The organism is Chryseobacterium populi, assembly GCF_000282115.1.
Classification (GTDB): Bacteria; Bacteroidota; Bacteroidia; order Flavobacteriales; family Weeksellaceae; genus Chryseobacterium; species Chryseobacterium populi.
This window is the reverse complement of sequence record NZ_AKJY01000085.1, coordinates 63834-76593: the sequence shown is the minus strand read 5'-3', so window position 1 is coordinate 76593 and position 12760 is coordinate 63834. Positions and strand designations below refer to the sequence as shown.

Below are 12760 nucleotides of genomic sequence, written 5' to 3'. Positions count from 1 at the left end.
CAAGATTTTTCCGGCAGATGCTTTGGGTCAAAATTATATTAAATCTGTTCAGCCGGTTTTTCCGGGAATGAATTTTATGCCGACCGGAGGCATCAATGCTGATATTGAAGATATTACAGAATGGCTGAAAGGAGGTGCAATTGCTGTCGGTTTGGGAAGTTCTCTCATCAAAAAAGAGCTTACAGCAGAGCAGCTCACTGAAAAAGTAAAAAAATTATTACAACAACTTAATCAAAACTAAATGCAGGCTCCTAAAAACCGTAATATAAGATGGTTTATGCTGTCTTTGGTCTTTCTTGCCACCACGATCAATTATCTTGACCGCCAGGTAATGGGGCTATTGAAGCCTGTTCTTGAAAAAGAATTCACTTGGGACGAAAAAGATTACAGCTATATCGTGATGGCATTTACAACCACTTATGCTATAGGATATCTTGCAATGGGTAGATTTATCGACAGGGTAGGAACCAAAATAGGATATGCAGCTTCATTGGTTATCTGGAGCCTTGCTTCGATAGGACATGGTTTTGTGAAAAGTACAGTTGGATTTATTATTGCAAGAAGCACACTCGGAATCAGCGAAGCAGGGAATTTTCCGGCGGCGATAAAATCAGTGGCAGAGTGGTTTCCGAAAAAAGAAAGAGCGTTGGCAACGGGAATTTTCAACTCGGGAGCTACAGTTGGAGCTATCTTGGCACCGCTTCTTGTACCTTTTATTTTAGGACATTACGGATGGCGGGAAACATTCGTTTGGATTGGGGCTCTAGGCTTATTATGGATTGTCCTTTGGTGGAGATTCTATGCTATTCCTGAAAAAACAAAAAACCTGAGCCAGGAAGAATTACAGTATATCAAAAGTGATCAGGACGGAAAAACGCAGGAACAGTCCAAAGTTTCGTTATCCGAATTGTTGAAATATAAAGTAACCTGGTCATTTGCCATCGGAAAAATTCTGACCGACCCGATTTGGTATTTCTTCATGTTCTGGTTGCCGGCCTATTTTTCGGATGTCTTTAAAATGGATTTAACAAAACCCTCCGTTCCATTGATTATCATCTACAGTGGAACCACAATTGGAAGCATTGGTGGCGGTTATCTGTCTTCATTTTTAATTAAAAAAGGCTGGGCAATCGGAAAAGCTAGAAGTTTCACAATGTTGCTGTTTGCTCTGATGGTCGTTCCTGTAATGTTTTCAAAATATGTAGAAAATATGTGGCTGATTACGATCATCATTGCCTTTGCTACAGCGGCACATCAAGGCTGGGGAGCCAATCTGATGACAACTGTCGGAGACAAACTGCCCAACAATTATGTAAGTTCTGTCATCGGATTTGGCGGAATGCTGGGATCGGCAGCAGGAATTATTTTTCCACTTTTTATCGGAATTATCCTGGATACCTTCAAAAAAGCTGGAAATATCAACGGAGGATACAATATCATATTTTTAATTGCCGGTGTCTCATATGTTGCAGCCTGGGGAATTATATGGTTGATTAACAGGAAAAAGACTGAAAATTCTTTTTTTAAACCAGAATAATATAAAAATCAAATGAATCTAAAGCATTGCATACTAATCTTCTGTCTTTTCATAAGTGGGTTTTCCTTTGCACAGAAAGGAGGAAAATACAAGCTTTGGTATGATAAGCCAGCCAGACAGTGGGTGGAAGCATTACCTATTGGAAATGGAAGACTGGCGGCAATGGTTTTCGGAGACCCCTTCAAAGAAAAGCTTCAGCTGAATGAAAGTACATTCTGGTCGGGAGGTCCTTCCCGTAATGATAATCCTGATGGTCCAAAAGTTTTGGATTCTATCCGGTATTATTTATTTAATGAAAATTATAAAAAAGCAGAAATTCTTGCTAATAAAGGGCTGACAGCAAAAACACTCCACGGTTCGGCATTTCAGAATATCGGAGATTTAAATCTTGAGTTTAATAATCCCGGTGATATTGAAAATTATTACCGTGAGCTGGACATCGAAAAAGCTTTAATAACGACTACTTTTTCCTCCAATGGGATTCATTATAAAAGAGAAGCTTTTGCTTCAGTTCCGGATAATGTGATTATTATAAAACTGAGTTCAGACAAAAAAAATGCTTTGAATTTCAATGCGGGATTCAACAGCGAACTTAAAAAAAATGTGAAAACCATTGATGCCAATACTTTGCAGATGGACGGGATTTCTTCTACATTAGACGGTGTTCAGGGACAGGTTAAATTCAATGTGTTGGCAAAATTCATTACCAAAGGAGGTACAAATTCGGTTTCAGATAATAGGATTTCGGTTGCCAATGCAGATGAAGTTTTGATTCTCATTTCCATCGCCACCAATTTTACAGACTATAAAACTCTGAACACTGATGAGGTTTCAAAAAGTAAAAAATACATTTCGCAATCAGAAACTAAAAATTTCAATACTTTATTTAAAAATCATCTCAACGCTTATCAGAAATACTTCAAAAGGATAGATTTCAGTCTCGGAACGTCTCCTGCAGCACAATTTCCTACCGATTTGAGGGTTAAAAATTTTGCATCCGGCTATGACCCGGAACTCATTTCATTATACTATCAGTTCGGACGTTATTTGTTGATTTCTTCTTCGCAACCGGGCGGTCAGCCTGCCAATCTCCAAGGAATCTGGAACAATTCAAATAAACCGGCATGGGATAGTAAATATACCATCAACATCAATACGGAAATGAATTACTGGCCGGCAGAAAAAACAAACCTTGCCGAAATGCATGAGCCATTAGTTCAGCTGGTAAAAGATTTGAGCGTAACCGGAGTAGAAACGGCAAGAATAATGTACAAAAGCCGTGGCTGGGTTGCACATCATAACACTGATATTTGGAGGATTACCGGTGTTGTAGACTTTGCCAACGCTGGTCAGTGGCCAATGGGAGGAGCCTGGCTTTCCCAGCATCTATGGGAAAAATATTTGTACGGCGGAGACAAGAATTATCTGAAATCTATTTATACCGTATTAAAATCTGCTGCATTATTTTACGAGGATTTTCTGATCGAAGAACCGGTACATCAATGGCTTGTTGTAAGCCCGTCTATATCTCCCGAAAATATTCCGAAGAGAAACCGCGGAAGTGCTTTGTCGGCAGGAAATACGATGGATAATCAACTGATATTCGACCTGTTCAGTAAAACAAAAAAAGCAGCCCAAATCTTAAATGTAGATTCAGATAAAATTCCGGTCTGGAACACAATCATTTCAAAACTGCCTCCAATGAAAATCGGTCGTTACGGACAATTGCAGGAATGGATGGAAGATTGGGACAATCCAAAAGATAATCACAGGCATGTTTCGCACTTATATGGATTATTCCCCGGGAATCAAATCAATCCTATTACAACACCTGAACTTTTTGATGCATCGAAAACCGTTTTAATACACCGTGGTGATGTCTCTACGGGCTGGTCGATGGGTTGGAAAATTAATCTTTGGGCAAAATTGCTGGATGGGAATCATGCCAATAAATTAATTAAAGATCAGTTGACTTTGATAGAAAAAGACGGCCGGAGCGAAAGTGGAGGCACATACCCGAATTTGTTCGATGCCCATCCTCCCTTTCAGATAGACGGTAATTTCGGTTGTACTTCCGGAATTACCGAAATGCTTTTGCAGACCCAAAACGGAAGTATTGATATTTTACCTGCGCTTCCTGATGAATGGAAAAACGGAAATATCTCCGGATTGAAAGCTTATGGCGGCTTTGAAATAAGTATTGTTTGGAAAGATCATCAGGCAACTGAAATAATGATCAGATCAAATCTGGGTGGGAATTGCCGGATAAGCACACCTAATGAAATGAAATTAAAAGGTAAGAATATTTTAAAACCGGGAGCGGGAAAAAATGCGAATCCTTATTTTGAAATTCCGGAAATCAAAAAACCTTTGATTTCACCCGAAGCCCGATTAAATAAGGTGAAAATGCAAGAAAGGTTCATCTATGATTTTCCGACAGAAGCGGGAAAATTTTACACATTAAAAATTAAATAATCTAAAAAATATAATAATGAAACAGAGAATAATGCACTCGATTTTTTTAAGAAATAAGCTCACTTTGCTGACAGCGGTTTCTTTACTTTCTTTAAGTAATATTTCGGCGCAGACTTTTTCAGACTTTTCCTATCGTGGAAATGATAAGATCTATACAAACAACCCTTTGAAAGATAATGAGTTTTATTCTCCGATCCTTCAGGGATGTTATCCCGATCCTAGTATTACAAGAAAAGGAGGCGATTATTACCTGGTAAATTCTTCATTTTCAATGTTTCCGGGTGTCCCTGTTTTCACTTCAAAAGATTTAGTGAACTGGAAGCAGGTGGGGCACGTTCTCGACCGGCCATCACAGCTGAAAGTAGAAAAATCAGGAGTCTCACAAGGAATTTATGCACCGGATATCAAATATAATAAAAACAATGACACATTTTATATGATTACCACACAGATTGCGGGTGGAATCGGTAATATGGTCGTGAAAACCAAAGACCCTGCAAAAGGCTGGAGCGAAGTGCAGAAACTGAACTTTGACGGTATCGACCCTTCAATTTTCTTTGATGATGATGGGAAAGCCTATATCGTTCACAATGACGCACCACCAAAAGGAACCGAGCAGTATAATGGGCATCGTGTCATCAAGATCTGGGATTATGATTTGGAAAAAGACCAGGTCGTGGCCGGGTCAGATAAAATTATTGTAAACGGAGGTGTTGATCTTTCCCAAAAGCCGATTTGGATAGAAGGTCCACATTTATATAAAAAGAACGGAAAATATTATCTGATGTGTGCAGAAGGCGGAACAGGCGGTAATCACAGCGAAGTTATCTTTATGGCTGATTCCCCGAAAGGTCCATTTGTTCCTGCACCGAGCAATCCTATCCTTACACAGCGTTATTTCCCGAAAGACAGAAAAGATAAAGTAGATTGGGCCGGTCACGCAGATCTGGTGGAAACTCCTGAGGGAAAATATTACGGTGTATTTCTTGCGATTCGTCCGAATGAGAAAAACCGTGTGAATTCTGGCAGGGAAACTTTCATTCTTCCCGTAGACTGGAGTGGAAAATATCCTGTTTTTGAAAACGGCTTAGTTCCTATGAAACCAAAATTAAAATTGCCGGAAGGTGTGAGAAATCAGACCGGGCAAAACGGAATTTTCCCTAATGGCAATTTTACATATACCGACAAACTCACCGGTAAAAATTTGGATTACCGATGGATTGCGATGCGTGGTCCACGTGAGAATTTTATTACAACTGTAAAAAACGGTGTAAAAGTAAATCCTTTTGAAACAAATATTAAAGCCCTGGCTCCTGTATCTGCCTTATTCCACAGACTGCAGCACGAAGATTTTGAAACTTCTGTAACACTGGATTTTAAGCCGAAATCTGAAAAAGAATTAGCCGGAATTACCTGCTATCAGAGCGAAAAGTTCAATTATGTTTTCGGAATTACAAAAAAGGATAAAGATTTTTACATTGTTTTGGAAAGAACAGAAAAAGGAGAATCAAAACTGATTGCCAGCGAAAAAATTTCACTTTCAAAACCTGTCAGGTTACAGGTTGTTGCTGAAAAAGATGATCATAGTTTTAATTACTCTTTGGATGGTAAAAGCTTCAGAAATCTTGGAGGTCCTGTCTCCGGAGACATTCTCTCTACAGATGTTGCAGGAGGTTTCACAGGCAGTTTGATTGGTTTGTACAGCACATCGTCCAATGATATTATGCCTGATTAAAATTTAAAAATCTCTGTCTCCATTGCGTTTAAATAGTTAGTTAGATGTAAAAAACAATCAAAATATTGAAATTTTGAAAATTAATAACCCATTTTATATAGTTTCTTTTTGTGGATTTATCGGGCTGAATCTCCTTTCAGCTCAGATAAATCCTGTTCAGAAGCAAACCACGGCGTTTACAAATCCCATCATTTGGGCAGATGTGCCGGACTTGTCAGTGACCAGAAACGGCGATGATTTTTACCTCATCAGTACCACGATGCATCTGATGCCGGGAGCACCGGTAATGCATTCCAAAGACCTTGTGCATTGGGAAATGGCAAGCTATGTTTTCAATACGCTGAATGATAATTCCAAATATGATTTATTAAATGGTACGGTTTACGGTCGCGGGCAATGGGCTTCCTCTATTCGCTATCATAAAGGTAAATATTACGTTTTGTTTTCTCCGAATGATGAGCCTTTTAAATCCTATTTCTATGTAACGGACGATCCAGAAAAGGGAAACTGGAAGTTCATGACCAGAACCAAACATTTTCATGATGCTTCTTTGTTTTTTGATGATGGCCAAGTGTATGTTTTCACTTCCAATAAAGTTTTTGAATTAAGTCCTGATTTTAAAGACGTAATAGGAGATCCTCAGGGAACGGAGGTTTTTCAGAAAGACCCCTCGGAAACAGGGCTTCTGGAAGGCAATCAGATCATCAAACGGAATGAAAAGTATTATATGATGATGATTTCCTGGCCAAGAAACGAAAAACGCCGGCAAGTAGTTTACAGATCTGATAAAGTGACCGGTCCTTACGAGAAAAAAGTCATTCTGGAAGATAATTTTTTAGGATTTTCTTATGCCGGACAGGGAACCTTAATTGATGATAAAAACGGCAACTGGTATTCGCTTATCTTTCAGGACAGGGGCGGAGTGGGGCGTGTCCCGATTCTCATTCCCGTACAATGGGAAAACGACTGGCCGGTTCTGGGCGACAACGGAAGGGTGCCTTTAAACGGTGAAGTTCCGCTTCCTCCGTTTAAGCCGAAAAATAATATCGTTGAAAGTGATGAGTTTTCAGATAAAAAATTAAAAATCCAGTGGCAGTGGAATCATAATCCTGTGAATGAAGCCTGGTCTCTATCCGAAAGAAAAGGATTTTTGAGACTGAAAACAAGTAGAATTGTAGATAATCTTTATGCAGCTCCGAATACTTTAACACAAAGAATGGAGGGTCCGGAATCGAGTGCGGTCGTCGCTTTAAGTCTAAAAGGAATGAAAGACGGTGATGTTGCCGGATTCAGTGCATTTAATGGAGACTCGGGGCTGTTATCCATCATCAAGGAAGGTGACCAAAAATTTCTCACGTTTTCTACCAACAAAGTCAACCTTGATAGCAAAACAAAAGCCATAACGGAAGTGAAAAAAGAAGAAAAAATGCGTATTCTATTGAATTCAGATGAAATTTTTCTCCGCATTGAGGCCGATTTTAATCTTGGAAAAGATTTGGCGAATTTCTCTTACAGCACCGACCGGAAAAACTGGAAAGTAATGGCGAAGGATTACAAAATGATTTTCGATTACCGAAGGTTTTTTATGGGTTCCAAATTTGCCATTTTCAATTATGCAACAAAAAACACTGGAGGTTTCGTCGATGTCGATTTTTTTAAAATTACAGATTCTTCAGTCATAAAATAAATACTTTAGATTACTATTGAAAAAAAGAGAAATAATTCCCGGTAATTTTATTTTTTTATCTAAATTAATAAGTGTAAAAAATACAAATAAAAAACATGAACAAATCAATACTATTTACATTAGGTTTTATCTTGTCAGGAATGTTTATTTCTGCACAAACGATTGATAAACAGGCACCGCAGGGTTTTGACGTTGAAAAGAAAGCATTTGCCCATGGAAAAATTGATACCATACAATACGAATCAAAGACGGTAGGAACCCAGAGAAAAGCTTTGGTGTATACACCGCCGACCTTCAAAAAAGGGGATAAATATCCGGTTCTGTATCTTCTTCATGGCATTGGTGGAGATGAAAAAGAGTGGTTCCGAAACGGGACTCCCCAGGTTATTCTTGACAATCAGTATGCGCAGGGAAAATTAATGCCAATGATTGTCGTTTTACCGAATGGCAGAGCGATGAAAGACGACCGGGCAACAGGAGACATTATGGCAAAGGACAAGGTAGAAGCATTCGCAACCTTTGAAAAAGATTTATTGAACGACCTTATTCCGTTTATCGAAAAAAAATACCCGGTTAAAAAAGGCAGAGAAAACAGGGCAATTGCCGGGTTGTCAATGGGAGGTGGACAAAGTCTGAATTTCGGATTGGGAAATATAGATAAATTCGCTTGGGTAGGAGGATTTTCTTCTGCTCCCAATACCAAAGATCCTCAACTGCTGCTCCCGAATCCTGCCAAAGCTAAAGAATTAAGGCTTCTCTGGGTTTCCTGCGGCGATCAGGACGGGCTGATGCCTTTCAGCAAAAGAACACACGATTACCTTGTTGCCAATAAAATACCTCATATTTTCTATGTGGAACCGGGTGGCCATGACTTTAAAGTCTGGAAAAACGATTTGTATATTTTTTCACAGTTGCTTTTCAAACCTCTGGATCAAGAGAAAATTAATAATTTTTTGAAAATAGAATAGAGCTTAGAAACTGGTCTATAATTTCAAAACCATAATTACAAAAAATGAATTTCAGAGAAATAAACATAAAAGCTCTTATTATTACGATGATAATAATATCTGGTGTAAAGCAGAATGCCAATGCGCAGTCATACAAAAAGACGGATTCAGGTGTGGGTTTTTCTGCAGATAAAATGAATGTGGAGGTGAAGTTTTACGGGCCGCACACCATAAGAATCATCAAATATCCTGAGGGAAAATCATTTGTAAAAAACAGTCTGTCCGTTATCAAACAAGAGCAGAAAATAAAATTCTCCGTTACAGAAAATAAAGATATTTTATTATTAAAAACCAATGATCTGCAGCTTTTCATTAACATGAAAAACGGAGAAATTGCTTACAATACATTATCAGGAAAGGAACTTCTTAAAGAAACCGGAAGCGATTTCAAACCTTTTAATGATGCAGGAAATCCGGCTTATTCTGTAACCCAATCTTTTCAGTTAGAAAAAGAAGAGCCAATTTATGGCTTGGGAATTTTGCAGAACGGAAGATTATCCCAACGGAATCAGGACATCAGAATGGTGCAGAACAATACCTGGGATTTTGTGCCTTTTTTTCAGTCTGTAAAAGGTTACGGCATTTTTTGGGATAACTATTCTCCGACTCAGTTTACCGATACTACTCAGAAAACAACGTTCGCTTCCGAAGTAGGAGAAGGGGTGGATTATTATTTTATGTATGGCGGAAATGCCGATGGTGTGATTGCCGAGATGCGCGACCTTACAGGAAATGTTCCGATGTTTCCGTTATGGGTTTATGGTTATTGGCAAAGTAAAGAACGCTATAAAAGTCAGGATGAAATAGTGGATGTCGTTAAAAAATACCGTGATCTGAAAGTTCCCTTGGATGGAATCATTCAGGATTGGCAGTACTGGGGGAATAATTACCAGTGGAATGCGATGGATTTTATCAGTCCGGATTTTCCTGATGCCAAAAGAATGCTCAACGATATCCACAGAATGAATGCGCATCTTTCCGTATCTGTCTGGTCGTCATTCGGACCCATGACTAATCCTTACCGTGAAATGGGCTCTAAAGGAATGCTTTTCAATTTCAAAACCTGGCCGGAATCAGGAAGGGAAAGCTGGCCTCCGGATATGAATTATCCTTCCGGAGTGCGTGTTTATGATGCTTATAACCCCGAAGCAAGGGATATTTACTGGAAATATCTGAACAAAGGAGTATTTAGTCTGGGGGTAGATTCCTGGTGGATGGATTCTACCGAACCTGATCATCTCAGTCAGAAACCGGAAGATTTAGATACAAAAACATATTTAGGCTCATTCAGAAAGGTCAGAAATGCGTATCCACTAATGGCAGTTGGCGGTGTTTATGACCATCAGCGTGCTACGTCAAATGATAAAAGAGTTTTTATTTTAACAAGATCTGCATTCGCAGGTCAGCAGCGCTATGGTGCCAATACCTGGTCAGGAGATGTTAATTCTTCCTGGGAATCTTTACGTAATCAGGTTCCGGCGGGTTTAAATTTTTCCATGACCGGAAATCCGAATTTCAATTCAGATATCGGCGGCTTCTTTGCCGGAGCCTATAAAAAAGACTGGAGTGACAGCTCGGGTTCAAAAAATCCGATGTTTCAGGAGCTGTATGTTCGTTGGCTGCAATACGGAACCTTCACGTCGATGATGCGTTCGCACGGAACCGATGTGCCAAGAGAAATTTACCGGTTTGGGAAAAAAGGGGATGCTGTGTATGATGCTGTGGAGAAATTCATCAGATTAAGATACAGCTTGTTGCCGTATATCTATTCCATTTCGTGGCATGTTTCCAAAAATCAGTCAAGCTTTATGCGGCCTCTTGCCATGGATTTTTCTTCAGATAAAAAAGTTTGGGATATCAATCATGAGTATATGTTCGGAAAATCGCTTCTGGTCGTTCCTGTACTGAATGCACAATATACCCCTGAAAAAATGGTGAAAACCAACGAAGAGAACGGTTGGGACAAAAAAGAGAAAAATAAAAAAGAACCTTCCGCTGCGGATGTGGATTTTACGCAAAATAAAACCGTAAAAGTATATCTTCCTTCCGGTGCTGAATGGTATGACTACTGGACCAATACAAAGCATAACGGCGGACAGGAAATCGAGAAAACGGTAAATATCCAAAGCATTCCATTGTATGTGAAAAGTGGGAGTATAGTTCCTTTCGGTCCTGATGTACAGTATGCAACAGAGAAAAAATGGGATCATTTAATTTTAAAAGTATATCCTGGTTCAGATGCGGATTTTGTCTTGTACGAAGATGAATTCGACAACTACAACTATGAAAAAGGAAACTATACCGAAATTCCAATGCATTGGAATGACAAATCCTATACACTAACTATTGATAACCGTAAAGGAAAATACCATGGAATGATTGAGAAAAGAAGTTTTGTCATTATTCTTCCCGGCGGTCAACAGAAAACTATGGCTTATTCAGGGGGAAAAGTTAAAATATTTATGAAATAAGTTTTATTTAGTTTAAAAAATTAATTAAAATAGGAAATATTATATAAAATTTAAAACAAAGAAAGCTGCGAATTTCTACAGTTAAAAGACGCTTTATCCAACCTGGAGTGAGCAAATCATTAAATATTAAAGTTGAAAAATTAAAACAATGATAAAGAAAGCCATTTTAAACTATATTTTGAAGATTGGATTACTGGCAATGGGAATATTATTGTCTGCACAGAATCCCATTATTCAAACCAAATTTACGGCGGATACAGTATAAAAGGAGCAAAATTAGCACAGATTGAAGTACCGGGCACGGGGGGCTGGAATGTCTGGAAAATATTGACAGCAACAATATCAGAATCTGTTTCAGGGGTACATGTTGTATATTTTGGCTTCCTGGGAAAAAACATCACAGCAGGACGCGAGCTTTTTAATTTTGATTACTGGAGCTTTCAGAAGAAGTAAAAAATAACTGGAATATTTAAAATGAAGAAAAATATAATAAAATTTATACTAAGCAGTCTGTTGATATATAACGCAGAGACTTTGACTGCCCAAAATCCTGTCTTTCAGACGGCTTACACTGCCGATCCGGCACCAATGGTTTATAACGACCGTTTATATGTTTATACGTCACATGATGAAGATGATTCTACATGGTTTACAATGAACAACTGGAAAGTGTTTTCTACCAATGATATGGTCAACTGGACAGACCACGGTGTTATTCTTTCCTACAATGATTTCGATTGGGCCAAACGTGATGCATGGGCGGCACAGTGTATTGAAAGAAACGGCAAATTTTTTATGTATGTGCCGATGATTAGTAAAACCAATAATAAGGGGGCGATTGGAGTTGCGGTTGCCGATAGTCCGTTCGGACCGTTCCACGACCCGTTGGGAAAACCACTTGTTCAGAGCGAATGGGGAGATATCGACCCTACGGTTTTTATAGATGATGATGGTCAGGCCCATCTGTACTGGGGAAATCCGAAGCTTAAATATGTAAAGCTGAACGAGGATATGATTTCTTATTCCGGCGACATCGTTGAAGTTCCGATGACTGAAGAATCTTTCGGAAAACGTGAAGGCAATCCTGAAAGACCCACAAAATATGAAGAAGGACCGTGGCTATACAAACGTAAAAATCTATATTATCTCTTCTGGCCGGGTGGCCCTCTTCCCGAATTTATAGGCTATTCCACGAGCAAAAGCCCGCAAGGCCCATGGAAATACGGCGGAATCATTATGCCTGCGGAAGGAAAATCCTTTACCAATCATCCCGGTGTTATTGATTTCAGAGGAAAAACCTATTTTTTCTATCACAACGGCGCGTTACCGGGTGGTAGCGGATTTACAAGATCGGTAAGCGTAGAAGAGCTTAATTTTAATAAAGACGGATCTATTTCTCCTTTCAAAATGACCAATGGAATTTCCAGGGCCATTGCAGCCGTCAATCCTTATGCATTTAATCAGGCAGAAATGATTTCCTGGTCAGAAAATGTAAAATCTTATCAGAATAAAACAACAGGAGTTTTTATTAAAGCAAAGAAAAACGGTGCTTACATTACTGTAAAAAACATTGATTTTGGGAAAGAAGGAGCCACAACTTTTTCGGCAAAGGTAGGAACAACGCACAATGGAAATGTGACGATGGAGATAAGATCAGACAGTCTTGACGGACCACTTGTAGGAAGTATAAAAGTTCCTCTTACCGGGGGAGACGACCGCTTTGAAACGGTTAAAATTAATTTACTTAACAAAATGACTGGTATTCATGACCTTTATTTTGTGTGTAATGGTAAAGCGGAAAAAGATATTATGTTTTTCGATTATTGGATGTTTTCAAAATAAATCAGA

Annotated in this window: 8 protein-coding genes and 1 pseudogene; all 9 read left to right on the top strand. The window is 38.9% G+C overall.

Annotation, left to right across the window (positions count from 1 at the left end):
- Positions 1-241, top strand: a pseudogene (locus tag PMI13_RS17015) (bifunctional 4-hydroxy-2-oxoglutarate aldolase/2-dehydro-3-deoxy-phosphogluconate aldolase); the annotation flags it as partial.
- Positions 242-1537 carry an MFS transporter gene (locus tag PMI13_RS17010; RefSeq protein WP_007846009.1) on the top strand — a complete coding sequence of 432 codons (1296 nt, stop codon included), beginning with the start codon at positions 242-244 and terminating at the stop codon, positions 1535-1537. It begins immediately after the preceding pseudogene.
- Between the two features lie 12 nt (positions 1538-1549).
- Complete coding sequence (locus tag PMI13_RS17005; protein WP_007846008.1) at positions 1550-4012, top strand: glycoside hydrolase family 95 protein; 2463 nt, start codon at positions 1550-1552, stop codon at positions 4010-4012.
- A 16-nt stretch (positions 4013-4028) separates the two neighbouring features.
- Positions 4029-5747: a glycoside hydrolase family 43 protein gene (locus PMI13_RS17000; RefSeq protein ID WP_007846006.1), complete on the top strand. Its 1719-nt coding sequence runs from the start codon at positions 4029-4031 to the stop codon at positions 5745-5747.
- A gap of 73 nt (positions 5748-5820) precedes the next feature.
- On the top strand, positions 5821-7434 hold the full coding sequence (locus PMI13_RS16995; RefSeq protein ID WP_007846005.1) for a glycoside hydrolase family 43 protein: 1614 nt from the start codon (positions 5821-5823) through the stop codon (positions 7432-7434).
- 95 nt (positions 7435-7529) lie between these two features.
- Positions 7530-8402: an alpha/beta hydrolase gene (locus PMI13_RS16990; RefSeq protein ID WP_007846003.1), complete on the top strand. Its 873-nt coding sequence runs from the start codon at positions 7530-7532 to the stop codon at positions 8400-8402.
- Positions 8403-8488: 86 nt separating this feature from the next.
- Entirely contained in the window at positions 8489-10912 is a 2424-nt protein-coding gene (locus tag PMI13_RS16985) for a glycoside hydrolase family 31 protein (protein WP_034669281.1), read from the top strand.
- Between the two features lie 210 nt (positions 10913-11122).
- Positions 11123-11365, top strand: coding sequence for a carbohydrate-binding protein (locus tag PMI13_RS21625; protein WP_316928709.1), 243 nt, complete (start codon positions 11123-11125; stop codon positions 11363-11365).
- Between the two features lie 21 nt (positions 11366-11386).
- The gene (locus PMI13_RS16980) at positions 11387-12754 is read left to right on the top strand and encodes a glycoside hydrolase family 43 protein (protein WP_034669215.1); all 1368 of its coding nucleotides are present in this window, start codon (positions 11387-11389) and stop codon (positions 12752-12754) included.
- Positions 12755-12760: the final 6 nt, after the last annotated feature.

What these genes read in the sequence shown, in the direction of transcription:
- PMI13_RS17010 (WP_007846009.1), top strand. Translation starts at nt 242, where the DNA reads ATGCAGGCTCCTAAAAACCGTAATATAAGATGGTTTATGCTGTCTTTG.
- PMI13_RS17005 (WP_007846008.1), top strand. Translation starts at nt 1,550, where the DNA reads ATGAATCTAAAGCATTGCATACTAATCTTCTGTCTTTTCATAAGTGGG.
- PMI13_RS17000 (WP_007846006.1), top strand. Translation starts at nt 4,029, where the DNA reads ATGAAACAGAGAATAATGCACTCGATTTTTTTAAGAAATAAGCTCACT.
- PMI13_RS16990 (WP_007846003.1), top strand. Translation starts at nt 7,530, where the DNA reads ATGAACAAATCAATACTATTTACATTAGGTTTTATCTTGTCAGGAATG.
- PMI13_RS16985 (WP_034669281.1), top strand. Translation starts at nt 8,489, where the DNA reads ATGATAATAATATCTGGTGTAAAGCAGAATGCCAATGCGCAGTCATAC.
- PMI13_RS16980 (WP_034669215.1), top strand. Translation starts at nt 11,387, where the DNA reads ATGAAGAAAAATATAATAAAATTTATACTAAGCAGTCTGTTGATATAT.